At 71.7% G+C, this 16,431-nt stretch carries 16 protein-coding genes and 1 other RNA gene; 13 read left to right on the top strand and 4 right to left on the bottom strand.

The annotated features are described in order from the left end of the window. Positions 1-217: 217 nt before the first annotated feature. The 3 genes from ACWGN5_RS29140 to prfB all read left to right on the top strand — a co-directional run bounded on the left by ACWGN5_RS29140 (position 218) and on the right by prfB (position 4,418). Positions 218-1,939, top strand: a complete 1,722-nt coding sequence (locus ACWGN5_RS29140) for a serine/threonine-protein kinase (protein WP_453520557.1) — start codon at positions 218-220, stop codon at positions 1,937-1,939. A 107-nt stretch (positions 1,940-2,046) separates the two neighbouring features. Continuing rightward, positions 2,047-3,285 carry a serine/threonine-protein kinase gene (locus ACWGN5_RS29135; RefSeq protein WP_453520555.1) on the top strand — a complete coding sequence of 413 codons (1,239 nt, stop codon included), beginning with the start codon at positions 2,047-2,049 and terminating at the stop codon, positions 3,283-3,285. A 29-nt stretch (positions 3,286-3,314) separates the two neighbouring features. Then, positions 3,315-4,418, top strand: coding sequence for a peptide chain release factor 2 (gene prfB, locus ACWGN5_RS29130; RefSeq protein WP_453520554.1), 1,104 nt, complete (start codon positions 3,315-3,317; stop codon positions 4,416-4,418). Between the two features lie 236 nt (positions 4,419-4,654). Here the strand turns inward: prfB and ACWGN5_RS29125 are convergent, their stop codons facing one another. Beyond that, complete coding sequence (locus tag ACWGN5_RS29125; RefSeq protein WP_453520551.1) at positions 4,655-5,392, bottom strand: hypothetical protein; 738 nt, start codon at positions 5,390-5,392, stop codon at positions 4,655-4,657. Positions 5,393-5,471: 79 nt separating this feature from the next. Here ACWGN5_RS29125 and ACWGN5_RS29120 point away from each other — a divergent pair, with 79 nt between their 5' ends. Then, positions 5,472-5,669: an LPXTG cell wall anchor domain-containing protein gene (locus tag ACWGN5_RS29120; RefSeq protein WP_369144525.1), complete on the top strand. Its 198-nt coding sequence runs from the start codon at positions 5,472-5,474 to the stop codon at positions 5,667-5,669. A gap of 90 nt (positions 5,670-5,759) precedes the next feature. Here the strand turns inward: ACWGN5_RS29120 and ACWGN5_RS29115 are convergent, their stop codons facing one another. Continuing rightward, positions 5,760-5,942 carry a hypothetical protein gene (locus ACWGN5_RS29115; protein ID WP_041129480.1) on the bottom strand — a complete coding sequence of 61 codons (183 nt, stop codon included), beginning with the start codon at positions 5,940-5,942 and terminating at the stop codon, positions 5,760-5,762. Positions 5,943-6,177: 235 nt separating this feature from the next. On the opposite strand from ACWGN5_RS29115, the gene ftsE reads away from it, so the two are divergent. The 5 genes from ftsE to ssrA all read left to right on the top strand — a co-directional run bounded on the left by ftsE (position 6,178) and on the right by ssrA (position 10,104). Further along, the gene (gene ftsE, locus ACWGN5_RS29110) at positions 6,178-6,867 is read left to right on the top strand and encodes a cell division ATP-binding protein FtsE (RefSeq protein WP_030692056.1); all 690 of its coding nucleotides are present in this window, start codon (positions 6,178-6,180) and stop codon (positions 6,865-6,867) included. 21 nt (positions 6,868-6,888) lie between these two features. Next, a complete protein-coding gene (ftsX, locus tag ACWGN5_RS29105; protein WP_453520546.1) occupies positions 6,889-7,806 on the top strand; it encodes a permease-like cell division protein FtsX in 918 nt (305 codons plus the stop codon). A gap of 78 nt (positions 7,807-7,884) precedes the next feature. Continuing rightward, positions 7,885-9,063 (top strand): S41 family peptidase, encoded by a 1,179-nt coding sequence (locus ACWGN5_RS29100; RefSeq protein ID WP_453520544.1) that lies wholly within the window; start codon positions 7,885-7,887, stop codon positions 9,061-9,063. 18 nt (positions 9,064-9,081) lie between these two features. Then, positions 9,082-9,630, top strand: a complete 549-nt coding sequence (smpB, locus tag ACWGN5_RS29095; protein WP_453520542.1) for an SsrA-binding protein SmpB — start codon at positions 9,082-9,084, stop codon at positions 9,628-9,630. An 80-nt stretch (positions 9,631-9,710) separates the two neighbouring features. Further along, positions 9,711-10,104, top strand: a transfer-messenger RNA (tmRNA) gene (gene ssrA, locus ACWGN5_RS29090). A gap of 361 nt (positions 10,105-10,465) precedes the next feature. Here the strand turns inward: ssrA and ACWGN5_RS29085 are convergent. Beyond that, the gene (locus ACWGN5_RS29085) at positions 10,466-10,762 is read right to left on the bottom strand and encodes a hypothetical protein (RefSeq protein WP_453520540.1); all 297 of its coding nucleotides are present in this window, start codon (positions 10,760-10,762) and stop codon (positions 10,466-10,468) included. Positions 10,763-11,034: 272 nt separating this feature from the next. On the opposite strand from ACWGN5_RS29085, the gene ACWGN5_RS29080 reads away from it, so the two are divergent. Next, the gene (locus ACWGN5_RS29080) at positions 11,035-11,223 is read left to right on the top strand and encodes a hypothetical protein (RefSeq protein ID WP_453520537.1); all 189 of its coding nucleotides are present in this window, start codon (positions 11,035-11,037) and stop codon (positions 11,221-11,223) included. Here the strand turns inward: ACWGN5_RS29080 and ACWGN5_RS29075 are convergent. Further along, the gene (locus tag ACWGN5_RS29075; RefSeq protein ID WP_453520536.1) at positions 11,220-12,476 is read right to left on the bottom strand and encodes an MFS transporter; all 1,257 of its coding nucleotides are present in this window, start codon (positions 12,474-12,476) and stop codon (positions 11,220-11,222) included. The genes ACWGN5_RS29080 and ACWGN5_RS29075 overlap by 4 nt on opposite strands. A gap of 83 nt (positions 12,477-12,559) precedes the next feature. Here ACWGN5_RS29075 and ACWGN5_RS29070 point away from each other — a divergent pair, with 83 nt between their 5' ends. From ACWGN5_RS29070 to ACWGN5_RS29060, 3 genes are all read left to right on the top strand, one after another. Continuing rightward, a complete protein-coding gene (locus tag ACWGN5_RS29070) occupies positions 12,560-13,510 on the top strand; it encodes a LysR family transcriptional regulator (RefSeq protein WP_453520534.1) in 951 nt (316 codons plus the stop codon). A 133-nt stretch (positions 13,511-13,643) separates the two neighbouring features. Beyond that, complete coding sequence (locus tag ACWGN5_RS29065) at positions 13,644-14,999, top strand: nitrate/nitrite transporter (RefSeq protein ID WP_453520532.1); 1,356 nt, start codon at positions 13,644-13,646, stop codon at positions 14,997-14,999. Between the two features lie 84 nt (positions 15,000-15,083). Next, positions 15,084-16,220 carry a uroporphyrinogen-III synthase gene (locus tag ACWGN5_RS29060; RefSeq protein ID WP_453520529.1) on the top strand — a complete coding sequence of 379 codons (1,137 nt, stop codon included), beginning with the start codon at positions 15,084-15,086 and terminating at the stop codon, positions 16,218-16,220. The last annotated feature ends 211 nt before the right edge of the window (positions 16,221-16,431 follow it).

The raw sequence follows: 16,431 nt of genomic DNA, 5'->3' as shown, positions 1-16,431 counted from the left end.
TCTTCTTCCGGACAAGTTCGGGACGAGTTCCGTTCGCTCAGGACCCCCGGCGAGGCTCGGACACGGCATCGGAATCGGCCTGTGGACGACCGGCCTGTGACCCGTTCGGCGGCACTAAAGTGGGTCGGACACCCGGACGGGGTCACAACAGAGGACAGGGACCCCGGGGACAGCTCAGGAACCACCCCAGGACCACGATCAGCAGGGAGCGCGTGACGTGCGGCCTATCGGCAGCAAGTACCTGCTCGAGGAGCCGCTCGGCCGCGGCGCCACGGGCACCGTCTGGCGAGCCCGCCAGCGGGAGACGGCGGGCGCCGAGGCGGCCGTGCCCGGCCAGCCCGGCGAGACCGTCGCGATCAAGGTCCTCAAGGAGGAGCTGGCCAACGACGCGGACATCGTGATGCGCTTCCTGCGCGAGCGGTCCGTGCTGCTCCGGCTCACCCATCCGAACATCGTGCGCACCCGCGACCTGGTCGTCGAGGGCGATGTCCTCGCCCTCGTCATGGATCTCGTCGAGGGCCCCGACCTGCACCGGTACATCCGGGAGAGCGGCCCGCTCACCCCGGTCGCCGCCGCGCTGCTCACGGCCCAGATCGCCGACGCGCTCGCCGCCAGCCACGCCGACGGCGTCGTCCACCGCGACCTCAAGCCGGCCAACGTGCTGCTCGCCGAGCAGGGCGGCCAGATGCACCCGATGCTGACCGACTTCGGCATCGCGCGCCTCGCGGACTCCCCGGGCCTCACCCGCACCCACGAGTTCGTCGGCACGCCCGCGTACGTGGCGCCGGAGTCCGCCGAGGGCCGCCCGCAGACCTCCGCCGTCGACATCTACGGCGCGGGCATCCTCCTCTACGAGCTGGTCACCGGTCGGCCCCCGTTCGCGGGCGGCACCGCCCTCGAGGTCCTCCACCGGCACCTCAGCGAGGAGCCGCGCCGGCCCTCGACCGTGCCCGGACCGCTGTGGACGGTCATAGAGCGCTGCCTCAGCAAGAACCCGGACCTGCGGCCGAGCGCCGTGAACCTGGCCCGGGGCCTGCGCGCGGTCGCCGCCGGCATCGGCGTGCACGCCACGCCCGCCCAGATCGAGGCCGCGGAGGGCGTCGGCGCGCTCCTCGCCCCCGACCCCGCCCCCGCCCCGGTCCCGGCGACCCCGGAGGCCCCGGGCGCCGCCGACCCCACCCAGGTGCTGCCCGCCGGCGCCGCGGCCGCCGCCGGGATGCCCCCGCAGTACGACCCCGCCGCCGCGACCAGCGTCATGCCGACCGGCGGACCGGTGGGCGCCGCCGACCCGACGGCCGTCATGCCTCCCGTACCGCAGAACCCGCCGGCCGAGGAACCGCACCCCTGGCAGAGCCAGCTGCGGCAGGTCCGCGACCGCAACGAGCAGACCCAGGTGCAGTACCTGGACCCGAGCGAGGACCCGCTGCGCCGCCGCCCGCAGCGCCAGCAGCAGCCACCGCAGGACGCCCGGCCCGGCCCGTACGGCCAGCAGCACGGCCAGCAGCCGCAGCAGTACCAGCAGCGCCCCGCCCAGCAGCAGCGGCCGCCGCAGCCCCAGCCGTACCAGCAGCAGCCCCAGCAGTACGCACCCCCGCCGCCCCCGCCGCAGCAGTACGCCCCGCCCCAGCAGCAGTACCAGCCGCCCCAGCCGCCGCCCCAGGCCCCCGCGCCCCGCGAGCCGCGCCCGCCGCGCCAGCGCAGCGCCAACCCGGTGCACATCCCCGGCCTCGGCTGCCTCAAGGGCTGCCTGATCATGATCGTCCTGTTCGTGGTCGCCGGCTGGCTCGTCTGGGAGCTCACCCCGCTCCAGGACTGGATCGCCCAGGGCAAGGGCTACTGGGAGGCCATCGGCGACGGCATCTCGACGGTCACCGACTGGATCTCCTCGATCGGCGAAGCCACCGGTTCCGGGGGTACTACCGGCGGTACGGGGCAGTAACGCTGCCGATTTGTCGACTTCCGAGGGGTGATTTCCCCTCGGAGGTCGAGACCGGCGGCCGTGGACGCGTAGCTTTGTCGAGAACCGCAGCCGCTGAGGGAGCAGTCTTGGCACGGAACATCGGCAGCCGCTACACCGCCCACCAGATCCTCGGGCGGGGCAGCGCCGGAACGGTGTGGCTCGGCGAGGGACCCGAAGGGCCCGTCGCCGTCAAACTCCTGCGCGAGGACCTGGCCTCCGACCAGGAGCTCGTCGCCCGCTTCGTCCAGGAGAGAACCGCCCTGCTCGGCCTCGACCACCCCCGGGTGGTCAAGGTCCGCGACCTCGTCGTCGACGGCACGGACCTCGCCCTCGTCATGGACCTCGTCCGCGGCACCGACCTGCGCACCCGCCTCGACCGCGAGCGGCGCCTCGCGCCCGAGGCCGCCGTCGCGATCGTCAAGGACGTCGCCGAGGCCCTCGCCGCCGCCCACAAGGCCGGCGTCGTCCACCGCGACGTCAAGCCGGAGAACATCCTGCTCGACATGGAGGGCCCGCTCGGCCCCGGCGGCGCCCACCCCGCCCTCCTCACCGACTTCGGCATCGCCAAGCTGATCGACACCCCCGGCCGCACCAAGGCCACCCGGATCATCGGCACCCCCGACTACCTCGCCCCCGAGATCGTCGAGGGCCTCCCGCCGCGCGCCGCCGTCGACATCTACGCCCTCGCGACCGTCCTGTACGAGCTGCTCGCCGGCTTCACCCCGTTCGGCGGCGGCCACCCCGGCGCGGTCCTGCGCCGCCACGTCACCGAGACCGTCGTCCCGCTGCCCGGCATCCCCGAGGAGCTGTGGCAGCTGATCGTCCAGTGCCTCGCCAAGGCCCCGGCCTCCCGGCTGCGCGCCTCCGAGCTCGCCGCCCGCCTGGGCGACGTCCTGCCGCTACTCAAGGGCATCCCGCCGCTCGACGTCGACGAACCGGACGCGGAGCCGGCCCCTGAGCCGTACGAGGAGGACACGTACGCCACCGGTACGGGCACGGGCGAGCCCGGCCCGCGCCGCGCCGCCGTCCCGCTCGTCCCCGGCGCCTCAGCCGACTCCAACCGCGACACCCACACCTCCATGCGGGTCCCGGCCCCCGACGAGCTCTCCGGCGGCCCCCTCGGCACCGCCCGCGCCCCGCGCCCATCCGGGGCCCGGCGGCCGGGCTCGGCCCGCCACAAGGCGGGCGCGGTCCGCAAGAGACGGATCACCCTCGCCGTCGCGGCGGTCGTGGTCGCCGGCGCGCTCGGCGCGGGCGGCTACCTGGCGGCCTCCGGGGACGCGGAGGCCCCGCCGCAGGACTCCAAGCAGTCCTCCCTGCCGTAGTACCGGCGGCGAGCCGTTACGCTGGACGCGTGGCAGTCGTCGATGTATCCGAAGAGCTGAAGTCCCTCTCCTCGACCATGGGGTCGATCGAGGCCGTCCTGGACCTCGAGAAGCTGAGGGCCGACATCGCCGTGCTCGAAGAGCAGGCCGCGGCCCCGTCCCTGTGGGACGACCCGGAGGCGGCGCAGAAGATCACGAGCAAGCTTTCGCACCTCCAGGCCGAGGTCCGCAAGGCCGAGACCCTGCGCGGCCGGATCGACGACCTCGGGGTGCTCTTCGAGCTCGCCGAGGAGATGGACGACCCGGACACGCTCGCCGAGGCCGAGACGGAGCTGGCCTCCGTCCGCAAGGCGCTCGACGAGATGGAGGTCCGTACCCTCCTCTCCGGCGAGTACGACGAGCGCGAGGCCCTGGTCAACATCCGGGCCGAGGCCGGCGGCGTCGACGCCTCCGACTTCGCCGAGCGGCTCCAGCGCATGTACCTGCGCTGGGCGGAGCGCCACGGCTACCCGACGGAGATCTACGAGACCTCGTACGCGGAAGAGGCGGGCATCAAGTCCACCACCTTCGTCGTGAAGGCCCCGTACGCCTACGGCACGCTCTCCGTCGAGCAGGGCACCCACCGGCTCGTCCGCATCTCGCCCTTCGACAACCAGGGCCGCCGTCAGACGTCCTTCGCCGGCGTCGAGATCCTCCCGGTCGTCGAGTCCTCGGACCACGTCGAGATCGAGGAGTCGGACCTGCGCGTCGACGTGTACCGCGCCTCCGGCCCCGGCGGCCAGGGCGTCAACACGACCGACTCGGCCGTGCGCATCACGCACCTCCCGACCGGCATCGTCGTCTCCTGCCAGAACGAGCGCTCCCAGATCCAGAACAAGGCGAGCGCCATGAACGTCCTCCAGGCCAAGCTCCTTGAGCGCCAGCGCCAGGAGGAGCGGGCCAAGATGGACGCCCTCAAGGACAGCGGCAGCTCCTGGGGCAACCAGATGCGTTCGTACGTGCTCCACCCGTACCAGATGGTCAAGGACCTCCGTACGGAGTTCGAGGTCGGCAACCCGCAGTCCGTCCTGGACGGCGAGATCGACGGCTTCCTGGAGGCCGGCATCCGCTGGCGCAAGCAGCAGGACAAGTAGTCCCCTCGGTCGTACGAGCCCGGGCCCCGCACCTCTCACGGTGCGGGGCCCGGTGCCGTTCCGGTGCCTCCCGCGTATTCGCTGACGCAAGCGGAACGGAGGCCGTCGGGGCGCTTTGTCGACAAGGGAACTGCCCTCGTCGGGCCCGGAGTTCCGGGTTTACGTCACAGTTGCATCGTCGCATGTCGGTCACCTGGTGATCTTTCGGGCATCGCACGCGCAACGACCTTGACGCTTCATCGGAAACTCGGAAGGGTGGCGTACTGGCATGCGCTTTTCTGGGACGCGTGTGAACGGGGGCCGGTCCAGTCGTGACATACCCCTGCTGCGCGGGGCCACGAGCGCTGCCCCATGACGAGATGAGCTACTGGGGGTAGCAGCCAGATGACCAACAAGACGCGAGTCCGCCTGGTGCGGGTCGCGGCCAGTGCCGTGATCATCGCCGGTGCGTCCCTGACGGCGGCCGGTGCCGCGCAGGCCGTCGGCGGATTCGGAACCGAGCAGACGCAGGACGCGGGCCTCGGCATCCAGGACGCCCTGGACAACGAGGAAGACGCCACCGCCGTGATCGGCGGCGGGATCTCCGGCGGTGCCGCTGCTGCGGCGGCGTCGACGACCTCGGGTGACCCGTCCTCTTCGACGACGACCACCTCGGGTGACCCGTCGTCCTCGACGACGACCTCGGGTGACCCGTCGTCCTCGACGACGACCACCTCGGGCGACCCGTCCTCTTCCACGACGACGACTTCGGGTGACCCGTCCTCCTCGACGACCACCTCGGGTGACCCGTCGTCCTCGACGACGACCACCTCGGGCGACCCGTCCTCGTCGTCGTCCTCTTCGTCGTCCTCGTCCTCGTCGTCCTCTTCGTCGTCGACCTCGGGCCAGCCGTCGTCCTCGTCGTCGTCGACCTCGGGCGACCCGTCCTCGTCGTCCTCTTCGTCGTCGTCCTCGACCTCGTCGACGTCGAGCACGGGCTCCACCACCAGTGGCAGCTCGACCACCGACGGTGGCGCCGGCACCTGCACCGTCGACCTCGACGGCGCCGAGTGCGTGGACACCCCGAACAACACCGACACCGACCAGGCCGGCTCGCAGCCCGTCCAGCAGGGTCAGGCCAAGGAGGAGCTCGCCGAGACCGGTGCGGCCGAGACCTCGTTCCTGATCATCGGTGCCGCGACCATGATCGCCGGCGGCATCGGCTTCCGTATGCTGCCGCGTCTCGTGGGCGGCGGTCGCGCCGCCGTCTGAGGCGCGTAGACGCATGACGAAGGGCCGGGGAGCGAGCTCCCCGGCCCTTTCGCGTGGTTCCGGCTCGTGTGGGCTGCGTACGCCCTCCGGTCAGGCCGCCTGCACCGCGGCGAGCAGCGCGATCGCCGCGAGCAGCGCGATCGCCAGCGTCAGCAGCATCGCGGGCGAAAGACCCTGAGGGGTCAGACGCTCCCGGTTCGCGCGGCAGACGGGGCAGCGGCCCTCGGCGACCGGGGCCGCGCAGTTGGCGCACACCAGTCGGTCGTAGGTCATGCGCTCTCCTCCTCCCGCACTGGGGTACACACCAGGACAACGTCCGGAGGGGCCCGGACGTTCCCCCTACCACTGTGCCAGCTTCGCGGCGTTTCGGCGCGCCCCGTCCGACGGACCGCCTTCCGCCCGGAAGGGTGAAAAGGATAAACGTCGCAAGTCAGGACCGCGACTGCGCGGGCCATCCCCGGTCGCGTAAGGTCACGCACACCTACTCCCGGCCGACCGTGGTGCATCCGTGATCCGATTCGACAACGTCTCCAAGTCCTATCCGAAGCAGAGCCGCCCCGCGCTCCGGGATGTCTCCCTGGAGATCGAGAAGGGGGAGTTCGTCTTCCTCGTCGGTTCCTCCGGCTCCGGAAAGTCGACTTTCCTGCGACTGCTCCTGCGTGAGGAGCGCGCCAGCCAGGGCCAGGTGCACGTCCTCGGCAAGGACCTGGCCCGGCTCTCCAACTGGAAGGTGCCGCAGATGCGGCGCCAGCTGGGCACCGTCTTCCAGGACTTCCGCCTGCTGCCCAACAAGACCGTCGCCGAGAACGTGGCCTTCGCCCAGGAGGTCATCGGCAAGCCGCGCGGCGAGATCCGCAAGGCCGTGCCGCAGGTGCTCGACCTGGTCGGACTCGGCGGCAAGGAGGACCGGATGCCGGGCGAGCTCTCCGGTGGTGAGCAGCAGCGCGTCGCCATCGCCCGGGCCTTCGTCAACCGGCCGATGCTGCTGATCGCCGACGAGCCCACCGGCAACCTCGACCCGCAGACCTCCGTCGGCATCATGAAGCTGCTCGACCGCATCAACAGGACAGGGACCACCGTCGTCATGGCGACCCACGACCAGAACATCGTCGACCAGATGCGCAAGCGCGTCATCGAGCTCGAAAAGGGCCGCCTCGTCCGTGACCAGGCGCGCGGCGTCTACGGCTACCAGCACTGACGGCGGGGGATCCAGAACACCATGCGCGCTCAGTTCGTGCTCTCGGAGATCGGCGTCGGTCTCCGTCGCAACCTGACGATGACCTTCGCCGTCATCGTCTCCGTGGCCCTCTCGCTCGCCCTGTTCGGCGGTGCGCTGCTCATGCGTGAGCAGGTCAGCACGATGAAGGACTACTGGTACGACAAGGTCAACGTCTCCATCTTCCTCTGCAACAAGGCGGACGCGGCCACGGCGGCCAAGTGCGCCAAGGGCGCGGTCACCAAGGAGCAGAGGGATCAGATCGAGGCCGATCTGAAGAAGATGGACATCGTCGAGTCCGTCCAGAAGGAGACCGCCAGCGAGGCCTTCAAGCACTACAAGGAGCAGTACGGCGACACCGCCATCGCCTCCGTGGTGACGCCGGACCAGATGCAGGAGTCGTTCCGGGTCAAGCTCAAGGACCCGGAGAAGTACAAGGTCGTCGCCACGGCCTTCGCCGGCCGCGACGGCGTCGAGTCGGTCCAGGACCAGCGGAACATCCTGCAGAACCTCTTCGACCTGATGAACGGCATGAACATCGCCGCCCTCGGTGTCATGGGCCTGATGCTGATCATCGCGCTGATGCTGATCGTCAACACGGTCCGCGTCTCGGCCTTCAGCCGCCGCCGCGAGACCGGCATCATGCGGCTGGTCGGCGCGTCCAGCTTCTACATCCAGATGCCGTTCATCATGGAGGCCGCGTTCGCCGGTCTCCTCGGCGGCGCCGTTGCCTGTGTGCTGCTGCTCGTCGGCCGGTACTTCCTGATCGACCACGGCATCGCGCTCGCCGAGAAGATGCAGCTCGTCAACTTCATCGGCTGGGACGCCGTCCTCGCGAAGCTGCCCCTGGTGATCGCCATCGGCCTCCTGATGCCCGCCGTGGCCGCCTTCATCGCGCTGCGCAAGTACCTGAAGGTGTGAGAAGACACTTCTGACGGTGGAGGGCGTCGTACGGGCAAAGCCCGTGCGGCGCCTTTCGTTTGTCCTAGAGTGGGCGCCATGCCGGCCGGGTCCGCACCCTTTTGTATCCGGCCCCGTGGAGTCGTCCGCGGGGCCGTTCTGACGTTGGTGTTCACCGGGGTGCTCGCCACGGCCGCCGCCACCGGGGTGCTGCCCCGGCAGGAGTCCGCGAGTGCCGAGCGGCGGGCGGTGCCGGGCCGGGGTCCGGACGGTGCGACCGTCGACAGTGCCGCGCTCAGCAGGGCCGCGGCCGCTGCCATGGCCGACGGGAAGTCCGGCAAGCAGGCCGCCGAGGAGTTCGTCAGCCGCAGCGGGGACCGCTGGGGTGCGGTGTACGACAAGAAGGAGTACGCCGAGTTCGAGCAGGCCCTCGACGGCGCCTACACCGGGGTCGGGCTCTCCGCCGGGCGGTCCGGGGCGGGTGGCGTGCGGGTGACGCGGGTGCAGGCCGGGGGGCCCGCCGAGCGGGCCGGGCTGCGGGCCGGCGACCGGCTCGTCGCCGTCGACGGGCGGTCGGTCGAGGGGCTTTCCGTGTCCGAGGTCGTCTCCCTGCTGCGGGGGGACGGCGTGCCCGGTTCGGCCGTCGGCCTGCGCGTCGAGCGCGGCCGGGCGGTCTGGACGCAGACCCTGCACAGGGCCCGGCTCGCCACGGATCCGGTCACCGTCCGTCGTCTCGACGACGGGACCGTGCTGATCCGGGTCGCCGCCTTCACCAAGGGCGCGGGCACGCGCGTGCGTGACGCGGTACGGGCCGCCCCCGCCGGCGCCGGGGTCCTCCTGGACCTGCGGGGCAACTCGGGCGGCCTCGTCGCCGAGGCGGCCGTCGCCGCGTCCGCGTTCCTCGACGGCGGTCTCGTCGCCACGTACGACGTGAAGGGCGAGCAGCGGGCCGTGTACGCGGAGGGCGGCGGTGACACCGGCAGGCCCCTGGTGGCGCTGATCGACGGGGGCACGATGAGCGCGGCCGAGCTGCTCACGGGCGCCCTCCAGGACCGGGGCCGGGCGGTCACCGTGGGCTCGCGGACCTTCGGCAAGGGTTCGGTGCAGATGCCGAGCGCCCTGCCCGACGGTTCCGTCGCCGAGCTGACCGTCGGCCACTACCGCACCCCCGCCGGCCACGCGGTCGACGGCCGTGGCATCGCGCCGGACCTGGCGGTGGGGGAGCGGGCCGAGGAGCGGGCGAGAACGGTATTGAGTGGCCTCGGAGGGGGCTCGTAGTGCGAAAATGGCCGCACTATGGCAAAGGGACTCGTGAACGTGCAGGGCAAGCCTGCGAAGAAGACATCGGACAAGGCGCCTGAGCGCAAGCTCATCGCGCAGAACAAGAAGGCGCGGCACGACTACCACATCATCGACACCTACGAGTGCGGTGTGGTGCTCATGGGCACCGAGGTGAAGTCGCTGCGCATGGGCCGGGCCTCGCTGGTCGACGGCTTCGTCCAGATCGACGGCCACGAGGCGTGGCTGCACAACATCCACGTGCCCGAGTACCTGCAGGGCAGCTGGACCAACCACCACGCGAAGCGGAAGCGGAAGCTGCTGCTGCACCGGGCCGAGATCGACAAGCTGGAGTCGAAGTCGCAGGAGACGGGTCACACGATCGTGCCCCTCTCGCTGTACTTCCTGAACGGCCGGGTGAAGTGCGAGATCGCGCTGGCCAAGGGCAAGAAGGAGTACGACAAGCGGCAGACCCTGCGGGAGAAGCAGGACACGCGCGAGACGAACCGGGCGATCGCGTCGGCCCGTCGGCGGCAGCGGGCGGCCCAGGCCGCCGAGCGCGGTTAATACGCTGGCAAGCGGACCCGTCGGTCACGTACGATGGGACCTGCACCCCACCAAGGGTGCGACCTTTGAAAAAACAACATGGGGATGATCGGTTTCGACAGCGGATGTCGAAGCAGTGGGAAGCGTGTCGAGGAAGCGGCAATGATCTCGTAAACCATATGTCGCAACCAATAATCGCCAACACCAAGAGCGATAACTCCCGCTTCGCCCTCGCTGCCTAATTTTAGGTAACGAACAGAAGCCTCTGTGAGGAGCGTCAGCCCGGGGGTGGTCCCGACCCGGATCCTGGCGTCATTTAGGGATCTAAACCTCTCGCCCCGGTCACGGGGGTGAGAGGGAAATCAAACAGTGACTGAGCCCGTTCCGGACTTGTCTGGGTGATCCGGAGGGCTGAGAAACTCGTACCAGACTGCACACGGAGAAGCCCTGATTCCGCACCGTTGGACGCGGGTTCGATTCCCGCCATCTCCACTCATCCCATGTGGGCACAGGCCCGGTGGTCACCTCGACCGCCGGGCCTTTGTCATGCCGTCCTGCTACTCGTCCGGATCGGAGTCGTCCGGCGTGACCGTGATGATCGCCACGGCGGGAGGTGGTGGCTGGGGCAGGTACAGGTACACGACGGTCAGTCCGGGCATACCGGGGCGCCCCTCGATACGGGTCCGGTAGGCAGTCGCCTCTCCTGTGCCCCGGACAGGTCCGCGCCGGACACCCAGGCGGGGTGCGTACTCGAGTTCCTGGCGAAGTGACTCGACCGCTTCCTCCGCAACAGGCCCGAGGAGCTTCAATCGCCGTGCCGCGCCTGCGGTGATCTCGGCGATTGCGGTGCGTCGGCTCAAGACAGCGGACCCCCCTTCTTGATCTCGGCGATCAGATCGAGGCCTTCCTCCACCGCTGCGTCGAACTCGGGGTCCGAGTACGCCGCGATGCTGCCCGCGTATTCGTTGAGCACGTCGGCTACGCGGTGCAGGTCAGTAGGGGTGGAGGCGTCCAGAGCGCGAGCCAGGTCGGCTTCGAAGCTCTCCGCGTCGCCCGGGAAACCGCGCCCCTGGCGCAGCGCGGCACGTATGTCCCCGACCGTTCTCAGACGGGGGGCCGTGGGGTGGGCGGGTTCGGCGTGCTGAGCGCTCATGGGCGGTCTCCTCCGCTACGGGCGTACATCTGAAACCGTACCCGCCCGGGTCTGTGCGCGGACGTCACTCGGACGAGGGAAGCCGCTCGTTCAGCCGCCGGTCGTGGCCCTCGCGCAGGTCTCGGTGAGGGTGCGCCGCTCCGTGCTGGGGGTCCGGGGGTCGTCCCCCGGGCAAGCACAGCACGGCGGGGCTCTACCTGGCGTATGGGCGCAGCCCGCTGCCGGAGTGTGTCGACTTCGCGAACTCGCTCCAGAAGGCGACCGGGGACTGGGTGCGGAACGCGGCGCCGAACGGGGCCGGGACCACCCCGGGGCTCCTCGGCTACATGTTCTGGGCCGCCGAGAAGCCGTCCACCCGCGGCCTCGGCACCCAGGAGCCCGACGGGTGCGAGGGCGGCGCAGGGACCGGCGCGACCGCGTACGGGGTGCAGGTGCCGATGGCGCCGCTGCGGCAGAGCTAGGACCTCTTCTGTGTACGGCGGCCCACCCCGGTCGCCGTACACAGAGCCAGGGCCACCGCCGCCGCCGTCACCGGGATCAGGAAGCCGAAGGACGCGAAGGGCGCGTGGTCGGCGGCCCAGCCGCCGGTGGCCGAGCCGGTCGCGATGCCCGCCAGGAGGGCGGTCACGGCGAGGGTCATGCCCTCGTTGAGCTGGGCCGCGGGCGTGAGGCGCTGGACCAGGCCCATGCCCGTCACCATCGTCGGGGCCGTCGCCATGCCCGCCAGGAGGAGGCCGGCGGCCAGGGCGGGCAGGAAGCCGGTCGAGGCGGCGAGCAGCGGCATCGCCATCAGGACGGTCATCGCGGTCAGACAGGTGCGCAGCCGGGCCGTCCGGCGGGCCCGGCCGTAGAGGAGGCCGGCCGCGCAGGAGCCCGCGGCCTGGAGGGCGAGGACCGGTCCCGCGACGGGGCCGTCCACGTACGCGAGGGTGACCACCTCCATGGAGCCGAAGACCGCTCCCGTGGCGAGGAAGACCGCGAGCAGCGGCGCCATGCCGGGGGCGCGCAGCGGGGAACCGGCCGTGGTGCGGGGCGCGACCGGGGGTTCGGTGGAGCGCTGGGCGGCGAAGACCAGGACGCCGCCGAGGAAGAGGGCGGCCGCGGTGAGCGTGCCCGCCTCCGGGAAGAGCGCCGAGCAGAGGACGGCGGCGAGCACCGGGCCGATCATGTAGCAGAGCTCGTCGGCGGCCTGCTCGAAGGCGTTCGCGGTGTGCAGCGCGTCCGGGTCGTCGCGGAAGAGGTGCGCCCAGCGGGCCCGGGACATGCCGCCCGTGTTCGGGGTGGTCGCGGTGACGGCGGTGGTGAGGAACAGCGCCCAGGCGGGGGCCTTCTCGTGGACGCAGAGCAGCAGGACCAGATGACCCAGGACCGCGTAGGCGGTGGCAGGGACCGCGATCCTGGCCTGGCCGTACCGGTCGACGAGCCGGGCGATCAGCGGGCCGGTGACGGAGCCGACGGCGAGGCCGGTGGCGGTGACCGCGCCGGCCAGGGCGTAGGAGCCGTACGCCGCCGCGATCATGATCACGGCGCTGACGCCGAACATGCCCATGGGCAGCCGGGCGATCAGGTTCCCGGCGGTGAAGGCGCGGGTGCCGGGGTGGGTGAAGAGGCGGAGGTAGGGGTTGAGGGGGAGGACGGCGGGCCGGTCGCGCTCGCGGTAGCGGGGGGCGAGGGCCGGGCCCGCCGGGGTGAGGGTGAGGTCCGGTTGCGGCATGCGACAAGGCTCCGTCCGCACGGCCCCGCCGGTCCAACACCTTCTCGGTGGCCATTCACGCGCCTGTGTTGTTAAATGCGGCGGTGTCCACCGACCCGCGTCTGCTGCGCGCCTTCACCGCCGTCGCCGAAGAGCTGCACTTCACCCGCGCCGCCGCCCGCCTCTACCTCGCCCAGCAGGCCCTCAGCCGCGACATCCGGCGCCTGGAGCGGGAGTTGGGCACCGAACTCTTCGTACGGACCACCCGGCAGGTCGCCCTCACCCCCGACGGCGAACGCCTCCTCCCGTACGCCCGCCGGGTGTTGGCCGCCCACGACGAGCTCAGCGACGCCTTCCGCGCCGCGCCCCGACCGCTCCTCGTCGACCTCAACAGCCCCGGCCTCGTCCAGGAGCGCATCCTCCTCCGGGCTCGCGAACTCGCCCCAGAACAGGAGCTGATGGCCCGCTACGAGAGCGGACTCACCGGCGCCGCGCAGTCACTCCTCGCCGGCCGGATCGACACCTCCTTCGGCCGGTACGGAGGACTCGACGCCCGGCTCCGGGCCCGGCTCGACTCCCAGTTCGTCCGGTACGAGCCGATGGCCGTGGTCCTGCGCGAGGACCACCCCCTCGCCGGCCTGCCCGAGGTGCCGCTCGCCCGCCTCGCCGGCCTGCGGATCTACGCCGGCGCGGGAAACGACCGCACGCCCGAGTGGACCGACCTCGCCGCCCGCCTCTTCGCCGGCCGGGACATCGAGGTCGCCCCGCCCGCACCGCTCGCCGTCGGCCACGAGGAGTTCCGCCGGCTCATGGCCAAGTACGGCGACCCGGTCCTCGCCGTCGTCGACTTCCCGCCCATGCCGAACTGCGTGATCCGGCCACTCGTCGACCCCGTCCCCCTCTCACCCGTGAGCCTCGTGTGGCGCAAGGGACTCCGCCACCCCGGCCTCGACGCCCTGCGCCGGGCCGCCGATGAGCTGGGCGCCCGGGAGGGCTGGCTGGAGCGCCCGCCCGGCTCCTGGCTGCCCGAGGGAGAACCCGGACTGCCCGCGTAGAGCGGGGGCGCTCACAGGGGGGTCGTACGCCGGGTGAGAGCAAGGTTCCGCCACCGTCACCTCACGGCACCGGCCTGAAACGCGCCCTTCCTACCGTCGGTCGCATCAGGATCCGACTCCGTGGAGGTGCGAGATGGGTGGCCGCTGGATCGAACGCTGGGAACCGGAGGACGAGACCTTCTGGCGGGAGAAGGGGGAGAAGATCGCCCGGCGCAATCTGCTCTTCTCCGTGCTCTCCGAGCACATCGGCTTCTCCATCTGGAGCCTCTGGTCGGTCATGGTGCTCTTCATGGGCCCGAAGTACGGGGTCGACCCGGCCGGGAAGTTCTTCCTGATCGCCACCGCGACCTTCACCGGCGCGCTGATCCGGATCCCGTACACCTTCGCCGTCGCCCGCTTCGGCGGCCGGAACTGGACGGTCGTCAGCGCCCTGCTGCTCCTGCTGCCCACCGCCCTCGCCTTCGCGGTGATGGAGCCCGGCACCTCGTACACCACCTTCGTCCTCGTGGCCGCGCTCACCGGCGTCGGCGGCGGCAACTTCGCCTCCTCCATGACCAACATCAACGCCTTCTTCCCGCTCCGGAAGAAGGGCTGGGCCCTCGGCCTCAACGCCGGTGGCGGCAACATCGGCGTCCCCGTCGTCCAGCTCGTCGGCCTGCTGGTCATCGGCACCGCCGGGGCCCTGCACCCCCGGATCGTCCTCGGCGTCTACCTGCCGCTCATCGTGATCGCCTCCGTCTGCGCCGCGCTCTTCATGGACAACCTCGCCCCCGTGAAGAACGACACCGGCGCCGCGAAGGAGGCCGTGAAGGCCCGGCACACCTGGATCATGGCCTTCCTCTACATCGGAACCTTCGGCTCCTTCATCGGCTACAGCTTCGCCTTCGGCCTCGTCCTCCAGACCCAGTTCGGCCGCACCCCGCTCCAGGCCGCCTCGCTCACCTTCATCGGCCCGCTCCTCGGCTCCCTCATCCGGCCCGTCGGCGGCACCCTCGCCGACCGGCACGGCGGCGCCCGCATCACCCTGTGGACCTTCGGCGCCATGGCCGCCGCGACCGCCGTCGTGATCTACGCCTCCGTGATCGAGTCCCTCGGCGTCTTCCTCGTCGGCTTCATCGGACTCTTCGTCCTCAGCGGGCTCGGCAACGGCTCCACGTACAAGATGATCCCGGCGATCTTCCTCTCCCAGGGACACCGCAAGGGCCTCGCGGGCGAAGCCGCCGAAGCCTACGGACGACGGCTCTCCGGCGCCTCCATGGGCCTCATCGGCGCCGTCGGCGCGCTCGGCGGGCTCGGCATCAACCTCGCCTTCCGCCAGTCCTTCCAGACCGCCGGCACCGGCACCGCCGCCTTCGTCGCCTTCCTCGCCTTCTACGCGGCCTGCATGGTCGTCACCTGGGCGGTATACCTTCGGGCCCCGGCCGCCGTCCCCGAGACCGCCGCCGCGGTCACGGAGCCGGAGTCCCGGTCCGGCTACGCCCGGGTGTGACCCCCCATGCCCGGCGCGGACCGTAACGACCAGGAAATACGGGCGAACCGAGACCGTCACGCGTCCCCGTCAGGCTCAGGCCCCATGGACGAGCAAGAACACGGCCCCCTCGCCGGCTTCACCGTCGGCGTCACCGCGGCACGCCGCGCCGACGAGCTGATCGCGCTGCTGCGACGGCGCGGCGCGGCCGTCGTCCACGGACCCGCCCTGCGGATCGTCCCCCTCGCCGACGACACCGAGCTCCTCGCCGCCACCAAGGAACTCGTCGGCCACGCCCCGGACGTCGTCGTCGCCACCACGGCGATCGGCTTCCGGGGCTGGATCGAGGCCGCGGAGGGCTGGGGGTACGGGGAGGAGCTCCTCGACGTGCTGCGTCGTGTGGAGCTCCTCGCCCGGGGCCCGAAGGTCAAGGGGGCCGTACGGGCCGCAGGACTCACCGAGTCCTGGTCGCCCTCCTCGGAGTCCATGGCCGAGGTCCTCGACCGGCTCCTCGCCGAAGGCGTCGCCGGCCGCCGGATCGCCCTCCAGCTGCACGGGGAGCCCCTGCCCGGCTTCGTGGAGGCCCTCACGGCGGGCGGCGCGGAGGTCGTCGGCGTCCCCGTCTACCGCTGGATGCCGCCCGAGGACCTCGGGCCGCTCGACCGGCTCCTCGACGTGACCCTCGCGCGCGGCCTCGACGCGGTGACCTTCACCAGCGCGCCGGCGGCCGCCTCCCTCTTCTCCCGGGCCGCGGAGCGGGGGGTACGGGACGCACTCGTCGCCGCGCTCCGGCACGACGTGCTCGCGGTGTGCGTGGGGCCCGTGACGGCGCTGCCGCTCCAGGCCGAGGGCATCGACACGTACCAGCCCGAGCGCTTCCGGCTCGGGCCGCTCGTCCAGCTCCTCTGCCGGGAGCTTCCCGGGCGGGCGCGGGTCCTGCCGGTCGCCGGGCACCGGATCGAGGTCCGCGGGCACGCGGTCCTCGTCGACGGCGCTCTGCGGCCCGTCCCGCCCGCCGGGATGGCCCTCCTCGGCCTCCTGGCCCGCCGGCCCGGCTGGGTCGTCTCCCGCGCCGACCTCCTGCGCGCGCTGCCGGGCGCGGGGCGCGACGAACACGCCGTGGAGACGGCCATGGCGCGGCTGCGTACGGCCCTCGGGACGCCGAAGCTGATCCAGACGGTCGTGAAGCGCGGCTACCGCCTGGCCCTGGACACCCCCCCGGAAACCAAGTACGACGGCTGACCCCGCCGTTGTGGGCAATCGTTCCGCTGGGGCGGAACGGGTGGGCACAACGGAACGGCGCCCTTGCCGGCGCCAGAGGCTCCCGCGCCTGAACCCGCACCCCTGGTGACGGCGAGCCGGTGGTGCGGGTCCAGGCGCGGAACGCGGAGGCGCCGCTGAGGGCGCCGTCCCGTGTGCCCACCCGTCCCGCCCTGCGGGACGATTGCCCACA

Source organism: Streptomyces sp. NPDC055815 (assembly GCF_053616475.1).
The sequence above is the reverse complement of the archived record's forward strand: the minus strand, read 5'-3'. Positions and strand labels throughout refer to the sequence as shown.